The organism is Pseudomonas gessardii (assembly GCF_001983165.1).
GTDB lineage: Bacteria > Pseudomonadota > Gammaproteobacteria > Pseudomonadales > Pseudomonadaceae > Aquipseudomonas > Aquipseudomonas gessardii.
This window is the reverse complement of sequence record NZ_MNPU01000031.1, coordinates 1-17,419: the sequence shown is the minus strand read 5'-3', so window position 1 is coordinate 17,419 and position 17,419 is coordinate 1. Positions and strand designations below refer to the sequence as shown.

Genomic DNA, 17,419 nt, shown 5'->3' with positions numbered 1-17,419 from the left:
AGCATCGCCAGTTTCAATAAAGTAAGGAGTCCACGGCGTGATCAGCACCTCAACCGTCGTCAATTCAGTCGTAGAAAAACTGCGCGCCGCCCTGGCCCGAGGTCAATGGCGGCGTGGCGAAATGCTGCCCGGCCAGCGCGAACTGGCGGAACAACTGGGCATCAGCCGCCCCAGCCTGCGTGAAGCGGTGATCGTCCTGGAAACCCTCGGCCTGGTGCGCTCGATGCCCGGCAAAGGCGTGGTCGTGCTGGAGACCCACGTCAACGAACCCCAGGCCCATGACGCCGTGGCCGATGCCAGCCTCGCCGATATCCTGCAACTGCGCTACACCCTGGAGCCGTTTATCGTCGGCCTGGTGGCCCAGTCCATCACCAGCAAAGAGATCGGCCAACTGCGCCTGACCCTGATGGACATGCGCGAAGCCCTGGAGGCCCACGACAGTGAGGCGGGGATGAACGCCTACATCGCCTTCCACGAAGAACTGTTCGCCCTGACCTCCAACCCGATCTTCCAGAACGTGGTGCAGCAGACCAGCAATGCCCTCAAGCAAAGCGCCCAGGTGTTGCGCAACTCCCCCGAACACCTGGCCGAGCGCCTGCAGGAAAACGAAGCCGTGGTGCGCGCGATCCGCAATAAGAACAGCGCCCTGGCCAGCGCCGAAATGCGCCGCCATATCCTCAACGAAGGCCAGCGCATGGGCACGGCCCTGAACATTCCCGACGACCATCTCGGCAACTGACCCTGGAGACCGGCCATGAGCGCTCACGCCCTGCAACGCCCTATCGTTGTCACCGCCCCGCCCGCCATGCGCCTGGTGCCCGGCAAGCGGCCGTCGGTGGACGACCTTTACCCACGGCTGTTCGATGCCATCCTCGAACAACGCATCGTGCCCACCAGCCGCTTTACCGAAGAAGGCCTGGCCCAAGCGTTTGGCGTCAGCCGCAGTGTGCTGCGCCGGGTCCTGGCGCGCCTGGCCGAGCAGCAGGTGATCATCCTGCGCCCCAACCTGCGCGCCCAGGTGGCGGCACCGGATGCCGAGCAGGTGCAACATATCCTGGAGGCGCGGCGCTTGATGGAAGTGAGCGTGGTGCAATTGGCGTGCGTACAGGCCACCCCCGGGCAGGTGCGGCGTTTGCGTGAGCTGCTGGCCCGCCAGCGGGCGAGCGTCGAGCAGGGCCAGCAAGGTGCGGCCATTCGCCTATGTGGCGAGTTTCATCTGTTGCTGGCGACCCTTGCGGGCAACCGGCCATTGGCGCAGTTTCTCAATAGCCTGGTGCCGTTGACCTCGCTGGTCATTGCCCGACAAGGGGCGTTCACCGGCGCCTGGCTTGAGCAGGCAGAGATTGTCGAAGCGGTGGAGCGACGGGATGCGGGTACGGCAGCATGCTTGATGACCCGGCATCTGGATCATCTGCAAGCAAAACTCGCGTAAGCCCATAGAGATTAAAATGTGGGAGCTGGCTTGCCTGCGATGGCGCAGGGTCAGCCGCCAGAAACAGTGACGGGACTGCCGCTATCGCGAGCAAGCCCGCTCCCACAGGGGATCTCACTGGGGCAGAGAATTTTGGCCCCACCACAGATCAAATGTGGGAGCTGGCTTGCCTGCGATGGCGCTGGGTCAGCCGCCAGCAACAGTGACTGGACTGCCGCTATCGCGGGCAAGCCAGCTCCCACAGGGGATCTCACTGGGGCAGAGAATTTTGGCCCCACCACAGATCAAATGTGGGAGCTGGCTTGCCTGCGATGGCGGTGGGTCAGCCGCCAGAAATGTTGGCTGGGCTGGCGCTATCGCGGGCAAGCCCGCTCCCACAGGGATCTCACTGGGGCAGAGAATTTTGGCCCCACCACAGATCAAATGTGGGAGCTGGCTTGCCTGCGATAGCGGTGGGTCAGCCGCCAGCAACAATGACTGGGCTGGCGCTATCGCGAGCAAGCCCGCTCCCACAGGGGACCTCACTGGGGCAGAGAATTTTGGCCCCACCACAGTGGGCGGCCGGCGCAGCAAATTTTGCATACGCCCCACCTTGTTCCGAACCCACAAAAAAGCCCCGTCTCTCGCGAGACGGGGCTTTGTTTTAACGCGCTAGCCGCCGATTACAGCACCACTTGCCCGCTCATAGCCAGGTCCAGCAGTTCACGGTTGGCCACCGCGTACATGGCGTAGTCCGTACCCACCGCGGCACGGATTTCTACCATCATCGCGCGCCAGCGCTCGACCATGCTCGCATTCTGCTCAAGCCACAGGGCCACGCGGGCTTCCATGTCTTCTGGCGCATCGGCCATTTGCAGAACCTTGATGGTGATCGCCCGTTGCTGCCAGTCCACGTCATCGCGGAAGGCTTCGCGGGCCTGGGCCTGCCAGTTGTTGCCCACCGGCAGATCGCTGATCTGCTGCAGGTACCACGGCAAGTCCAGGGCGCTGCCCACGGCGAAGTAGGCCTTGGCCACATCCGCAGCGCTCTGCCCGGTCACGTCGGCGGCCTCGATGATCGGCAGCAAGGTGTACAGGTGGGTGGTGCCGGCAACCATGCGCGCCAGCAACTCCGGCACACCGGCTTCGACATAGGCCTGGTAGCGGTTCTGCCAGCCTTCGCGGGTCGGGCCTTCCAGCAGTTCGTCGAGCTTGAGGCCCAACGCCGCCAGGTGCGGACCGAAGTGCGCGACGTCACGGGCAGCATCCTGCTCGTTGCGACGGCTGCGCAGGAACCAGCGGGTAGCCCGACGGCCCAGGCGCATCAGCTCGTCCATCAGCGCCAGTTGCACCTCAGCCGAGACCTGGTGATCCAGGGCTTCGATCTGACGGAACCAGTGCGGGAGATGGAAGATGTCGCGCACGATCACATAGGCGCCCGCCACGTTCGCCGGGCTCATGCCCGTCGACTCTTTGAGGCGTTGCACGAAGGTGATGCCCATGTGGTTGACCAGGTCGTTGGCGATCTGGGTGCTGACGATCTCGCGCTTGAGGCGGTGGCGACGCATGGCCTCGGAGAACTTGGCTACCAGGCTCGGTGGGAACGCGGTCTCCATGTCACGGGTCAGGTAGTCGTCATCCGGCACCAGGGACTTGAGCAAGGCTTCCTTGAGGTCGATCTTGCTGTAGGAGATCAGCACCGACAGTTCCGGGCGGGTCAGGCCCTTGCCGGTCGCGGCGCGCTCGACGAGATGCTCCTCGGTCGGCAGGTACTCAATGGCGCGGTCCAGCTTGCCACGGCCTTCCAGGTCGCTCATCAGGCGCTTGTACTCGGCCGCACGCTCGTAGGCTTTGCGCGCGGCCAGGGACAGGGCCTGGGTCTGCTTGTAGTTGTTGCCCAACACCAGGCTGCCGACTTCGTCGGTCATGCTCGCCAGCAACTGGTTGCGCTGCTTGTCGGTCATGTCGCCGGCCTGCACCACTTCGTTGAGCAGGATCTTGATGTTCACTTCGTGGTCGGAACAGTCCACGCCACCGGCGTTGTCGATAAAGTCGGTGTTGGAACCGCCGCCATTGAGGCCGAATTCCACACGACCCAGCTGGGTCATGCCCAGGTTACCGCCCTCGCCCACGACTTTGCAGCGCAACTCGTTGCCGTTGACGCGCAGCGCGTCGTTGGCCTTGTCGCCCACATCGGCGTGGCTTTCGGTGCTGGCCTTGACGTAGGTGCCAATACCGCCGTTCCACAACAGGTCCACCGGCGCCTTGAGCAAGGCGTTGAGCAGCTCGGTCGGGGTCAGCTTGTCGGCCTGGATGTCGAAGCGCTCTTTCATCTGTGGCGAGATGGCAATGCTTTTGGCGCTGCGCGAGAAGATACCGCCGCCTTCGGACATGATGCTGGTGTCGTAGTCCGACCAGGCCGAACGCGGCAGCTCGAACATGCGCTTGCGCTCGATAAAGCTGGTGGCCGGGTTCGGGTTGGGATCGATAAAGATATGCAGGTGGTTGAAGGCCGCAACCAGTTGCAGCTTGTCGGACATGAGCAAGCCGTTGCCGAACACGTCGCCGGCCATGTCGCCGACGCCGACCACGGTGATGCTGTCTTGCTGCACGTTGATGCCGCGTTCACGGAAGTGACGCTGCACCCCGACCCACGCGCCCTTGGCGGTGATGCCCATCTTCTTGTGGTCGTAACCGGCCGAACCACCGGAGGCAAACGCATCGCCCAGCCAGAAGCCGTAGTCGATGGCGATGCCGTTGGCGATATCGGAGAAGGTCGCGGTGCCTTTGTCGGCCGCCACGACCAGGTACGGGTCATCGTTGTCGTGGCGCACCACGTTCAACGGTGGCACCAGGGCGCCGTCCTTCAGGTTGTCGGTAATGTCCAACAGGCCGGAAATGAAGATGCGGTAGCAGGCAATGCCCTCGGCCGCGATCTCGTCCCGGCTGCCACCCAATGGCAGGCGACGCGGCAGGAAGCCGCCCTTGGCGCCCACCGGCACGATCACCGAGTTCTTCACTTGCTGGGCTTTTACCAGGCCCAGCACTTCGGTGCGGAAGTCTTCTTCACGGTCAGACCAGCGCAGGCCGCCGCGCGCGACGTTGCCAAAGCGCAGATGCACGCCTTCGACCCGCGGCGAGTAGACGAAGATTTCAAACTTCGGCACGGGCTTGGGCAATTCTGGAATGGCGTGGGGGTTGAACTTGAAGCTGAAGTACGACTTGTGCTGGCCGTTGGCATCGGCCTGGTAGAAGTTGGTGCGCAGGGTGGCCTTGATCAGGTCCAGGTAGCGCCGCAGGATCCGGTCTTCGTTAAGCACCTGCACATCGTCCAGGGCCGTGAGGATCGCTTGCTCCAGGCGTTGCTGCTTGTCTTCCAGGTCGTCGCTGGTGAGCTTGCGCGCCAGGTAGAAGCGGGTCTTGAACAACCGGGTCAACTCGCGGGCGATGTCGGTGTGGTTGTTCAGGGTGCTGGCGATATACCCCAGGTCGAAGCCCAGGCGGATCTGCTTGAGGTAACGGGCGTAGGCCCGCAGCAGCGCCACGTCACGCCATGGCAGGCCGGCGGTCAGCACCAGGCGGTTGAAGGCATCGTTCTCGGCATCGCCGTTGACGATATGCACAAACGCGTCCTGCAGGGTGTCGTTGAGCTGCTGGATATCGAGGTTCAGGCCTTCGGCGGCGGTGAACGCAAAGTCGTGGATCCAGAACTCTCGGCCATTGGCGTGGCGCAGGCGATACGGGAACTCACCGAGCACGCGCAGGCCAAGGTTTTCCAGGATCGGCAGCACATCCGACAGCGCCAGCGGGGTGTCGGCGTGATACAGCTTGCAGTGCAATTCCTGCTGGCCGGTCACATGGCCCAAAGGCTGGTAGAAGCTCATCACCAGCGGCTTGGCTTCGGTGAGGTTGAGCAGGTGCTGCATGTCGACCACCGCCGAATGCGCGGCGAAGCGCTCGCGGTAGCCGGCGGGGAAGCCTTTGGGGAAGTCCGCCAGCACATTGGTGCCGTGGGCTTCGCCGAAGCTCTCGACCACCAGGCTCGCGTAGTCGTCCTGCCAGCTGCGGCAGGCCTGGATCACTTCCCTTTCCAGCAGCAGCGGGTCGATGTCCAGGCGGTTCTTCGGGTCAACCCGCAGAATCAGCTGCACACGGGCCAGCACGGATTCGGAGAAGAAGGTCCAGAACTCGCAGTCCGAGGCCTTCAGGCGATCCATCAGCACTTGCTGGATCTTCTGGCGCACTTCGGTGGAGTAGATATCGCGCGGTACGTAGGCCAGGCAGTAGCAGAAGCGGCCGTACGGGTCCTTGCGCAGGAATACGCGGATCTTGTTGCGTTCCTGGATCTGCACGATCGACATCACGGTGCTGAACAGTTCGTCCACCGGGGTCTGGAACAGGTCATCGCGGGGCAGCACTTCCACCACCTGGGCCAGTTCCTTGCCCAGGTGCGCCTTGGCCTGGAAGCCCGAGCGGCGCTCGATTTCCGCGACCTTGCGGCGGATATAAGGAATCACCCGCACGCTTTCGCCGTACACCGAGGAGGTGTAGAGGCCCATGAAGCGGCATTCCTTGATGACCTTGCCGTGCTCATCGATCTGGCGGATCGATACGTAGTCCGGGTAAGCCGGACGGTGCACACGGCTTGGGTGCGCGGCCTTGGCGAACGACAAGACCGTCGGCTCGCGCAGGTAGGCCACGGCGTAGTCTTCGATGCGCAGGTCTTCAGCGGTGAGGCCGGCGCGCAGCAGCTTGGTCAGGCCGAGGAAGGAATTGGCGTCATATTCCAGATGACCGCCGTCCTGCTCGTCACGCACCACAAACTCTTCGTAGCCGAGGAAGGTGAAGTGGTTGCCCACCAACCATTCCAGGAAGCTCTTGATCTCGGCCTTTTCTTCGCCTTCGATGGCAAACGGGCTGCTGTCGATACCGGCCAGCAGTTCCTGGACCTTGGCTTTCATCGGCTCGAAATCCGCCACGGCCACGCGCACTTCGCCCAGGACCTGCTCCAATTCCTTGCTCAGCACATTGAGCTCGGCGGCGTTGGCGCAGCGGTCGATTTCCAGGTACATCAGCGATTCTTGCAGGACGTCTTCGCCCTGGGTGCCTTTAGGCAGGATTTCCAGCAACTCGCCCTTCTTGCCACGACGCACGCTGAGTACGGTGGTTTGCAGGGTATGGATGCTGTAACCGCGACGGTTCAGCTCGGTGCGCACCGAATCCACGAGGAACGGCAAGTCATGGTGCAAGACTTCGACCGCAGTGTGGGTCGATTGCCAGCCGTGGCGTTCGTAATCGGGGTTGTAGACCCGCACTTGCGGCTGGGTGTGATCAAAGCGCTCAAGCAGGCGCCAGGCAGACAGGGAGCAACCGGCCAGGTCGGACATGCGACGCTGGGTCAGCTCGTCCAGGGAAATGATGCCGAAGAATTGTTCAGCGAACAGCGCCACTTGTGGCAGTGCCTGTTCACTGATGTGCTGCGCCAGTGCCGCTTGCAGTTGATGCTGGAAGTCGGCTTTGCTGGCTGCGGTGAAGAACGCCATCTGTGGTACTCCGCTTGGGCTTGTTATTGATGGAAGCGTCGCGTGTTGTCCCCTGATGGGGAGGCCGTCATGTCTGTTCGCAGGTGCTGATGATAAGCACCATAGACGAATCAGGGTGACAGGTGGGTGAAGCTGGACAAGACCCTGAGGTCACATTCGACGTCCACTGGATGCACCACCGGCGGATGACGACACGACGGGCAGGCCAGAGTCACGTAAAAGGTACACCCGTTGCGCAGCTTAACGAGTGCGGCGAGCAGGCTGCTTACTGCACTGCGACATATTCGGTCAACACCCGGCAATGGGCGGTTGCACCAAGAGCAACCCATCCCGCCAGTCAAGGGGTGGCTAGCGATTGAAAGTGGGCGGCCATGCAGGCACGGCGAGAGTGCTGACAGGTAAATATTCATACACTCGTACAATCTAATTCCCAGCTCCACGCAGGAACCGTATTTCAAAATTCAGTCACTTAGTGTGCGTAGGCAGTCATGCCCATAAAGGCCCTATTACCACTCAACGAGGCTCAATTGAACGTACACTCTTCCGCCCTTAACGTCCCACCCGGTGGGAACCGTGGCTCTTTCTTCCAGCCCACTGCACGATCAAGTTCGGACAATGCCCCCGTTGCCTCCACGCCGCACTTTCCGGTGCCCTATTTCAAAGCGCCCCTATCCAGCAACAAGGCCGTCGAACAACTCATCAGCCAGTACAAGCAGCCCAAGACGGCAGATGAAATTACATCCATGGAAGTAAAGCGTCAGATAAAGGAAAAGTTCGGTAAAGATATTGACCCCGATAACACCTACTTAGTGAGCATTCAGTATGATCACCGCACCAATACCCCACCTTACAGCGGGGTCATTGTTCAAAAAATATCCCTGACTCAGGCAGCGAGGCTCAACCAGCAGGAAGAGCCTGACTTCCACGGGGCGATACGTTCAAAAGAGGACGGCCCTTTTGAAATAAGGAAAAGTTCAAAACATACAGATAAGCCTGACGCCTTTGGTAGGTTCCCGCGCCCAAATGAGACGGGGTTCACCAGCCACTTTCAAGGGATTTACACGGAGCCGCAGCAGGGGTCTGCGAATACCTATGATGCGAGCAACAGAGTCGATATCCCGGCAACTGAGTTCAAACAGATGGTATGGGATAACAGTTATAAATCCCCTTATGACCAGTACCTTAACAATTACTGGAACGGCAACTCCCGCCATGCCTACTCCGAAGCGGCGAGAGGTGCGTTTTTGAAAGCGTCACACGTTCAACACCATGACAAGTCTCTTACCGAAAACGATCGCCAGATTGCCATGGGTGTCACGGGCATGCCGGCCGACAAAAGTTACCTATCCCTTAATCAAAATGACCTGACACAGCCCTACAAGGCTGACCCGAATCTGGAAACCAAATTCCTCACGTTCAAAGGTTTCCCCATGCGCGCTTTTTACACCCAGGATAAGACCACGGGCCGGGTCTTGTTGTATCTACCTGGCCAGGCGTCTCCGTTGAAAGGCTTCGACTCCAAGAAAGAAATGAATAAATGGCTGGCCGAGCAAATGAAAGATCCGCAATTCGTCGAGAGTTTCAAACTTTACTTCCGCCCCGAAGACCTCGGTAATGAATTCCTGTCTAAAGGCATTGATGCACTCGTAGACAACACCCGCAATGTACTTAACGGTGACCTTCCTGCCTCCACGCAAGAAAAGCTCGGTTATTTTGACGAGGGTGGCCTATTCAATGGCCAGGTTGTCCAGGGAGGTCCATTCGAGGAACTCCAGCATCGCACCGAGGTAGACCTGAAAAGCGCCACTCGTTTTCAATTCGTCCTCAATCGCGACGTCAACGCAAAGACTGCGTTCAAGTACTTGAACTGGGCAAAATATGGGCTACTTCTTTTAGCCCCACTCGGAATCGCTTTCCCGCCGCTGGGCATTGCCCTGACGGCCACAAGCACAGCGGTGGGCACCGCGCAACTCGGCATTGGCATAGACAGCTATATCCACAGGCGCCCTGGGGCAGACAAGCTCATTGGCGAAGGTTCCGTGAAAACCCTTCTTCCTGTGTTCACCAGTGGTTTGGGGAATGCCTTTAAACCGTTAAGCAGCGCAATCAGTGCCTGGGCCTCCAAAACCTGATGCCCGCTTGATACAAAAGCCGACACAAAGCCCGATGCAATGGCAGAATCAAGGCCTGCCGGCCTTGAAGCCGCCTTTCCAGACAGGACTCTACATGCAACTGACCACCACCCACCTGCTCGCCACCCCCTGCGACGACGAAGAAGACAACATGGCCATGCTCTGCTGCCACGGTACCCATGGCGAGATGTTCATGCTGTCGCGTTATCCAGATGAGGACGAGGTTGAACTGACCTGGGACTACGAGCCTTCGACCCTGGAAGGCTTGAAGATCACCCTGAGCGCGACCACCCTCCTGGTGGAAATCGGTGCGGCGGACAAGGACGCATTGGGCGGCAGCGACCACCTGCAGATCAATCACGGTACCGCTGAGGCGGACCTGGCCGAGGTAGAAGAAACCCTGCAGAACATTCTCAAGGGCACTGGCACTTACATCCGCACGCCTTGATGGGCACCTGCTAAATCGCCATCGCGGCGATGCGGCGACCCGACAAGCCCGCCCCCACCTGTGGGAGGCCGGGCTTGTCGGGTCGCCGCATCGCCGCGATGAGACCCTTATAAACGCCAAAAACCTCAGACCTTTCCTACAGATCGCAAAAAAATACCCCCTGGTTCATTAGTCGCCAGCCCCTCCAATGCATTAAAGTAGGCCCCCCAGGCCTTGGCATTTTTCCCAATCCCCAGGCTCATCTTTCCAGGAACCGTCCTTGATGGAACATCGTGAAGCGCTGCTCGCGCTGCGAACCTTTCTTTCTACGCAGATTCTCGGCCAGGAAAAACTCATCGAGCGTTTGCTCATTGCCCTGCTCGCCGACGGCCATATGCTGGTAGAGGGCGCTCCCGGCCTGGCCAAGACCAAGGCCATCAAGGAGCTTGCCGAAGGGATCGAAGCACAGTTCCATCGTATCCAGTTCACCCCCGACCTGTTGCCCGCCGACATCACCGGCACCGAGATCTATCGTCCGGAAACCGGCAGTTTCGTGTTCCAGCAAGGGCCGATCTTCCACAACCTGGTGCTGGCGGACGAGATCAATCGTGCTCCGGCCAAGGTCCAGTCGGCCCTGCTCGAAGCCATGGCCGAGCGCCAGGTCAGCGTCGGGCGCAGCACCTACGAGCTGTCGCCGCTGTTTTTGGTAATGGCCACGCAGAACCCCATCGAGCAGGAAGGCACCTATCCCCTGCCCGAAGCCCAGCTCGACCGCTTCCTGATGCACGTCAAGATCGGCTTCCCCGATGCCGCCGTGGAGCGGCGCATCCTGCAACAGGCCCGTGGCGAAGCGCTGAATGGCGAGACAAAGCCCGAGCGGCGGGTCAGCCAGCAGGCGATTTTCGCCGCGCGCAAGGAAATCCTCGGCCTGTACATGGCCGACGCCGTGGAGGAATACCTGGTACAACTGGTCATGGCCACGCGCACCCCGGCCAAGTTCGACGCGGAAATGGCCGAGTGGATTGCCTATGGCGCCAGCCCCCGAGGCTCGATTGCCCTTGACCGCTGCGCCCGCGCCCACGCCTGGCTGGCCGGGCGTGACTTTGTCAGCCCGGAAGATATCCAGGCGGTGCTGTTCGATGTACTGCGCCACCGCATCATTCTGTCGTTCGAGGCCGAAGCGGCCGGCATCGACCAGGACCGCGTGGTGCAGCGTATTCTCGACGTCGTAGCCGTCGCTTGATCTCCATGAATGCCGGCGACGGGATCCATGTCAGCCTCAGCGAATTGATCGAGATGCGCCATCGCGTGCGCGAAGTACAGCTGTTTTCCACGCCCAGCCAGCGCAGCCCGTTGATCGGCCTGCACCACTCCAAACTGCGCGGGCGCGGTGTGGACTTCGATCAGGTGCGGGTGTACCAGGCCGGCGACGATGTGCGCACCATCGACTGGCGCGTCACCGCCCGCACCCAGGAGCCCCACACCAAGCTGTTCCACGAAGAGCGCGAACGGCCGATCTTTATCATGGTGGAGCAAAGCTGCCGGCTGTTTTTCGGCTCCGGGCTGATGTTCAAGTCGGTCCTCGCCGCCCAGGCCGCCAGCCTCATCGGCTGGGCCGCGCTGGGCCACAACGACCGGGTCGGCGGCCTGGTGTTCGGCGATAACGAGCACTACGAAATCAAGCCCCGGCGCAGCAAGCAAAGCCTGCTGCAACTGCTCAACCGCCTGGTACGGGTCAACCAGAGCCTCAACACCGAGAGCCGCCCCGAAGCCGACGCCCTGGGCATGGCCCTGCGCCGTGGTCGCGAAGTGCTGCGCCCCGGCAGCCTGGTGATTGTGATTTGTGACGAGCGCGCCCTGACCGAGGGCGCCGAGCAGCAACTGAGCCTGTTGTCGCGCCATTGCGACCTGTTGCTGCTGCCGGTCTCAGACCCGCTGGACCACGCACTGCCCGCCGCCGGGCTGCTGCGTTTCGCCGAGCGCGGCGCGCAATTGGAAATCGACACCTTGAACTTCGAGCTGCGCCAGGCCTACAAGGCCCAGGCCGAAGCACGCATCGCCCGCTGGGAATTGCTCGCGCAAAAACTGCGGGTACTGCTGATGCCATTGAGCACCCAGAGCGAAATGGTCGAGCAACTGCGCGAATACCTCAACCCGCAACGCCCGGTGAAAAAGCCATGAGCAGCCTGGACCAGTTGCAACCGCTGATCGCCCCACCGGCCATTGGTTTCTGGCCGCCGGCGCCGGGCTGGTGGCTGTTGCTGGCGCTGATCCCCCTGGCGGGCTGGGGCTTGTGGCGGCTGCGGCGCTTCCTGCCGAGCAAACGCCCCCTGGCCCGGGCCGAACAGCCCCTGGACCCGCTGCGTATTGCCGCCCTCGCGGAACTGGCGCTGATGCCCAAGCCCTACGACGGCGCACCGGCCGGCGCCTGGCTGCAGCAGCTCAACGGCCTGCTCAAGCGCCTGTGCCGCAACGACTACCCCTACAGCCAGAGCCACACCCTCAACGGGCGCAAATGGCTGGCCTTTCTCGACAACCGCTGCCCCGCCGCCGGCCTCACGCGCTGGATGGTCCTCGTCGAGGGCGCCTACAAACCCGAATGCAAGCTCGACGACAAGGCCATCGCCGGCCTGACGCAAGCGGTCGACACCTGGATTCGCAAACATGTTTGAGTTCGCCTGGCCGTGGGTCTTTGCCCTGCTGCCCCTGCCCTGGCTGATGCGGCTGATCCTGCCGGTGGCCGACAGCGGCGAGCCGGCCTTGAAAGTCAGCTTTCTGGGCGACCTCGAAGGGCTGGCCCGGCGCCGCGCGCGCATCAACCTGCCGGGCTGGCGCCAACAAGCGCCGTTCGTGGTGCTGTGGTTGTTGCTGCTGACCGCCGCCGCCCGCCCGGAATGGCTTGGCGAACCGTTGCCGATTGCCGCCAGCGGCCGCGACCTGTTGGTGGCGGTGGACGTGTCCGGCTCCATGGACTTCCCCGATATGCAATGGCAGGACGAAGACGTCAGCCGCCTGAACCTGGTCAAGCACCTGCTTGGCGACTTTCTCGAAAGCCGCGAGGGCGACCGTGTTGGCCTGATCCTGTTTGGCAGCCAGGCCTACCTGCAGGCACCGCTGACCTTCGACCGGCGCACCGTGCGCACTTGGCTGGATGAGGCACGCATCGGCATCGCCGGGAAAAACACCGCGATTGGCGACGCCATTGGCCTGGCCCTCAAGCGCCTGCGGCAACGCCCGGCACAAAGCCGGGTGCTGATCCTGGTCACCGACGGGGCCAACAATGGCGGCGAAATCGACCCATTGACCGCCGCCCGCCTGGCCGCCGAAGAAGGCGTGAAAATCTACCCCATCGGCATTGGCGCCAGCCCCGAACAGACCGGCAGCCTGGGCATGCTCGGCCTCAACCCCAGCCTGGACCTCGACGAGCCGGCGCTCAAGGCCATCGCCCAGACCACCGGCGGGCAGTATTTCCGCGCCCATGACGGCGCCGAGTTGCAAGCGATCAAACAAACCCTCGACCAGCTGGAGCCGGTGGCGCAACAACCAACCCAGGCCCGCCCGACCCAGGCGCTGTATAGCGGGCCGCTGGCCCTGGCGCTGTTTCTCAGCCTGCTGCTGGTGATCCAGGAACGCTGGCCGGACAACGCCCTGCAACGGCTGCTCAATAAACTCTCGACCAAGGGCCATTTCCTGCAACAGCACCCGCAATGGCGGCAACGCCTTAAACGCCTGCGCTTGCGGAGGCGTCGATGATCGCTTTATGGCCGCACTGGTTCCGCCCCTGGTGGCTGTTGCTGCTGCCCGTCCTCGGCTGGTTGCTGTGGCAACTGTGGCATCGGCAAAAACGCGCCGGGCGCTGGCAGATGATCCTGCCGCCGGCCTTCCACGCCGCCCTGCTCAGTGGCGGCAATGGCCGGGAAAGCAAGTCGCCATGGCTGTTGCTGGGCCTGGCCTGGCTGCTGGCGGTGCTGGCCTTGCTCGGCCCCGGCTGGCAACGGGTCGAACAGATCAGCCAGAAGCCCGCCGACCCGCTGGTGGTGCTGCTGGAGCTGACGCCGGAGATGCTTGCCACCGACAGCCCGCCCAACCGCCTGGAGCAGGCGCGGCGCAAGCTGGTGGATCTGCTGCAGGCGCGCAGCGATGCGCAGACCGCCATCGTCGTGTATGCCGGCAGCGCCCACACGCTGGTGCCGCTGTCCGACGACCTGGCCACCAGCCGCAACCTGCTGGAAGCCCTGCGCCCGTCGATCATGCCCGAGGCCGGCCATCGTGCCGACCTGGCAGTGGAAAAAGCCCTGGGCCTGCTCAAGCACGGCGGCCTGGGCCAGGGTCGCCTGTTGTTGATTGGCTCGTCGCTGTCCAAGCAGGAACGCCAGGGCATTCGCCTGCTGCTGCAAGGCCAGGCGCCGAGCCTGTCGATCCTCGGCATCGGCAGCCGTGAAGGCACGCCAGTGACCCAGGAAAGTGGCGAGTTCCTCAAGGACGAACAAGGCGCGATCCTGATCCCGCGCCTGGACAGCCCGACGCTCAAGGCCTTTGCCAGCGAAATGGGTGGCCGCTATCGCCAGGCCCGCCTGGACGACAAGGACCTGCGCGGCCTGGGCCTGCTGGACGGCCCGCAAAACCTGCGCGACGACGGTCAGCGCCTGCAACTGGACACCTGGGCCGACCAGGGTTACTGGCTATTGCTGCCCTTGCTGCTGCTTGCCGCCTGCGCCGGGCGCCGTGGCTGGCTGTTCTGCCTGCCGTTGCTGCTCCTGGCCGCGCCGCAGCCGAGCTACGCGTTCAGCTTTGACGACCTGTGGCTGCGCCCCGATCAACAGGGCCAGTACCTGCTCAAGCACAAACGCCCGGCCGAAGCCGCCGAACACTTTGAAAACCCGCAATGGCAGGGTGTCGCCCTGTACGAGGCGGGCAACTATGCGGAGGCGGCCCGACGTTTTGCCGAAGGCAGTGATGCCTATTCCCACTACAATCGTGGCAATGCCCTGGCCCGCACCGGTGAGCTGGAAGCCGCGATAGACGCCTATGAGCAAGCCCTGGAAGCCCAGCCGGACTTGCAGCCCGCCCTGAAAAACAAAGCCCTTGTCGAGAGCCTGCTGCTGGAAGAACCGGAACCTGAGCCGCCCGCACCGGAAAAAAACGAGGATGACGAATCCACCCAACCCGGCCAAACTGCACAACCGGGCGACAGCGGCCAGCAGGCCAACGGCGGCGAGCAATCGCCCCAGGGCGCGGGCCAGGCAGGCACGGCTGACACACAAACCGGCACCCCGCCCGTTGCCGGCAACAACGAAGTACCCGGCAGCGAACTGGGCGACGAACAAACCACGACGCCGCCCTTGCGCCCCACCGAGAGCAACCTCGACGAGGAGCACCGCCAGGCCCTGGAACAGTGGCTGCGACAGATCCCGGACAACCCCGGCGAGTTGTTGCGACGCAAATTCTGGTACGAACAGCAACAACATCAGGACAAGACTCGATGAGCCGCTGCACCCCCTTTGTCTTATTGCTAGCGCTGTGGGCCGGTCACGCCCAGGCGGCCGACCTGGCCGCCAGTATCGACCGCAGCCGCGTCAATTCCGGGGAAACGGTGGAGCTGACAATCGAGTCCAACGACGTCACCCAGTTCGGCAAGCCGGACCTAGCGCCCCTGGACCCGCTGTTCGACGTGCGTGGCACCCGCCAGATCAACCAACTCACCACCCTTGACGGCAGCAACCACGCCACCACTCGCTGGATCATCACCTTGCAGCCCAAGACCACCGGCACCGTGGTGATCCCGCCGCTGCAACTGGGCGAACTCAAGACCCAGGCGATCAGCCTGCAAGTGGACGAAACCCTGGGCCAGGACAGTGATAATCAACTGGAACCGGTATTCATCGAAGCCAGCCTCGATGAGGGCAGCGTCTATGTGCAGGCCCAGGCCCTGCTGACGGTGCGCATCTACCACTCGGTGGCGCTGTATGACGACAGCAGCCTGACGCCGTTGCAGTTGTCTGACGCGCGGGTCGAGCAGGTGGGCGATTCGCGCACCTATGAAAAAGTCATCAACGGCGTGCGCCACGGCGTGATCGAAATGCGCTATGGGATCTACCCGCAACACAGCGGGCAACTGCTGATCCCGGCGCAAATATTCAGTGCCACCCAAGTCGAACCGCGCCCGGCCCAGGGCACCACGCCCCAGGCACCCAGGCCCGGCAAGCTGTTGCATGTCAATTCCACCGAAATCCCCCTGACGGTCAAGCCCAAGCCGGCCCTGTACCCCGCAGACGCCCCCTGGCTGCCGGCGCGCAGCCTGAGCCTGGGTGAAAGCTGGAACCCGGAACCTACGAACGTGCAGGTCGGCGACTCCCTGACCCGCATCCTCACCCTCAAGGCCGAAGGCTTGGCCAGTGCCCAGTTACCGGCGCTGCCGAGCACCGAAATCGCCGGCCTGCGGCGTTACCCCGACCAGCCGGTGTTGAGCAACCAGAGCAGCGAGCGCGGGGTGATCGGCAGCCGCGAAGACCGCGAGGCCCTGGTGCCCAACCGCGCCGGCGCCCTGGAGCTGCCGGCGGTGGAGGTGGTGTGGTGGAACACCCATGAAGACCATCTGGAACGCACCAGCCTGCCGGCCCGCACCCTGCAAGTGGCGGTCAACCCGAGCCTGGTGGTCGACACCCCGGCCACCCCCACCGTAATCACCGCACCGGACGATGGCCGCCTGTGGATCTGGCAACTTACCAGCCTGCTCCTCGCCGGCACCACCCTGCTCGGCTTCGGCCTGTGGTGGCGGGCCCGCTCCCGCCCGGCAATCCAGCGCGCCGCACAAACCGGGCCCAGCCCCCGCACCTTGCTCGACGACCTCAAGCGTGCGAGCCAGGCCAATGACCCCCAGGCCACACGCCAGGCGCTGGATGCCTGGGCACGCCAACAACCGGAAACCCTGGCGGACATGGCGGCGCGGTTTGTGCCCTTGTCCGATGCCCTGGATGGGCTGAACGGCGCGCTCTACAGCGAAACCGGCCAGTATTGGCAGGGTGAGGAGCTGTGGCGGGCGATCAAGGCCATTCCCATGGCCGAGCGCGAACAGGCGCCGGTGGCCGACAGCACCAGCTTGCCGCCGCTGTATCCCAAGTAACTGCCCATGCTGTAGCGACATTGGGCTCGGCGCAGGCATATTCGTTGGGGCATGCGTGGACTGCTGTGGGAGCTGGCTTGTTGGTGATGGCGGGGTTGTGTACATATCCGTTGCTGCGGTCACGGCGGCTATTGGTTCCGCCCTTACGGCGGCTCACTTTGGAAGAGCGCCAAAGTAAGCAAAGCGCTCTTGCCCCACCACTCGGCACCTCGCCTAGGCTCGGTGTGCCCGTCATCCGACATTGATTTGGGGGGCCGCCGCGATGGGCCATCCATGGCCCAGCGCGGCTAACCCGGCGTCCTGCCGGGTTACCCCCCAAATCAAAATCGGATGACGGCCAGCGTGGTTTAACGGGGCGCCTCAGATCAAAAGCAAAGCGAGGCGGCCTGACAGCCGACCTGATCGTCGAGGCGTACACATATACCTGTGGGAGCTGGCTTGTCGGGTCGCCGCATCGCTGCGATGGCGGTGTATCAGTCGATAAATGTATTGGCTGATGAACCGCCATCGCAGGCAAGCCAGCTCCCACAGGGGGGAATGCAGCTTCGCGCCCCGTCTTTGCTGTTGCTGTTGCTCTGTTTTTGATCTGGCTTTTGATCTTGATCTCAGGCGCCCCGTTAAACCACGATGGCCGCAGGCAGGTATTGCGCAGTGGGTACCCCGGCATGGATGCCGGGGTAGCCGCGACACGGCCAGGGATGGCCGATCGCGGCGGGCCCACGGAGCAATGCCTGACTGCGGGCATGCCGAGCCTAGGCGAGGCACCGAGTGGTGGGGCAAGAG

The 17,419-nt window shown here is 62.8% G+C and carries 11 protein-coding genes; 10 read left to right on the top strand and 1 reads right to left on the bottom strand.

Annotated elements, in window-relative coordinates:
- Positions 1-37: 37 nt before the first annotated feature.
- Both BLL38_RS19540 and BLL38_RS19535 read left to right on the top strand, forming a co-directional pair.
- Complete coding sequence (locus BLL38_RS19540) at positions 38-739, top strand: FadR/GntR family transcriptional regulator (protein ID WP_076963968.1); 702 nt, start codon at positions 38-40, stop codon at positions 737-739.
- 15 nt (positions 740-754) lie between these two features.
- Positions 755-1,432 carry a GntR family transcriptional regulator gene (locus BLL38_RS19535; RefSeq protein ID WP_076963967.1) on the top strand — a complete coding sequence of 226 codons (678 nt, stop codon included), beginning with the start codon at positions 755-757 and terminating at the stop codon, positions 1,430-1,432.
- A 662-nt stretch (positions 1,433-2,094) separates the two neighbouring features.
- On the opposite strand, the gene BLL38_RS19530 is transcribed toward BLL38_RS19535, so the two are convergent.
- Positions 2,095-6,954: an NAD-glutamate dehydrogenase gene (locus BLL38_RS19530; RefSeq protein ID WP_076963966.1), complete on the bottom strand. Its 4,860-nt coding sequence runs from the start codon at positions 6,952-6,954 to the stop codon at positions 2,095-2,097.
- 527 nt (positions 6,955-7,481) lie between these two features.
- Between BLL38_RS19530 and BLL38_RS19525 the strand changes: the two genes are divergently transcribed.
- The 8 genes from BLL38_RS19525 to BLL38_RS19490 all read left to right on the top strand — a co-directional run bounded on the left by BLL38_RS19525 (position 7,482) and on the right by BLL38_RS19490 (position 16,636).
- Positions 7,482-9,086 carry a dermonecrotic toxin domain-containing protein gene (locus BLL38_RS19525; RefSeq protein WP_130898231.1) on the top strand — a complete coding sequence of 535 codons (1,605 nt, stop codon included), beginning with the start codon at positions 7,482-7,484 and terminating at the stop codon, positions 9,084-9,086.
- A gap of 94 nt (positions 9,087-9,180) precedes the next feature.
- Positions 9,181-9,534 carry a hypothetical protein gene (locus BLL38_RS19520; RefSeq protein ID WP_057959831.1) on the top strand — a complete coding sequence of 118 codons (354 nt, stop codon included), beginning with the start codon at positions 9,181-9,183 and terminating at the stop codon, positions 9,532-9,534.
- 262 nt (positions 9,535-9,796) lie between these two features.
- On the top strand, positions 9,797-10,756 hold the full coding sequence (locus BLL38_RS19515; RefSeq protein ID WP_057959832.1) for an AAA family ATPase: 960 nt from the start codon (positions 9,797-9,799) through the stop codon (positions 10,754-10,756).
- Positions 10,757-10,761: 5 nt separating this feature from the next.
- Positions 10,762-11,694, top strand: a complete 933-nt coding sequence (locus tag BLL38_RS19510; protein ID WP_057438643.1) for a DUF58 domain-containing protein — start codon at positions 10,762-10,764, stop codon at positions 11,692-11,694.
- Positions 11,691-12,185: a DUF4381 domain-containing protein gene (locus tag BLL38_RS19505; RefSeq protein WP_057438644.1), complete on the top strand. Its 495-nt coding sequence runs from the start codon at positions 11,691-11,693 to the stop codon at positions 12,183-12,185. The genes BLL38_RS19510 and BLL38_RS19505 overlap by 4 nt, the downstream gene beginning before the upstream one ends.
- The gene (locus BLL38_RS19500; RefSeq protein WP_057959833.1) at positions 12,178-13,266 is read left to right on the top strand and encodes a vWA domain-containing protein; all 1,089 of its coding nucleotides are present in this window, start codon (positions 12,178-12,180) and stop codon (positions 13,264-13,266) included. The genes BLL38_RS19505 and BLL38_RS19500 overlap by 8 nt, the downstream gene beginning before the upstream one ends.
- Positions 13,263-14,999: a tetratricopeptide repeat protein gene (locus tag BLL38_RS19495; protein WP_057959834.1), complete on the top strand. Its 1,737-nt coding sequence runs from the start codon at positions 13,263-13,265 to the stop codon at positions 14,997-14,999. The genes BLL38_RS19500 and BLL38_RS19495 overlap by 4 nt, the downstream gene beginning before the upstream one ends.
- Positions 14,996-16,636, top strand: coding sequence for a BatD family protein (locus BLL38_RS19490; protein WP_057959835.1), 1,641 nt, complete (start codon positions 14,996-14,998; stop codon positions 16,634-16,636). Before BLL38_RS19495 ends, BLL38_RS19490 begins: the two co-directional genes overlap by 4 nt.
- Positions 16,637-17,419: the final 783 nt, after the last annotated feature.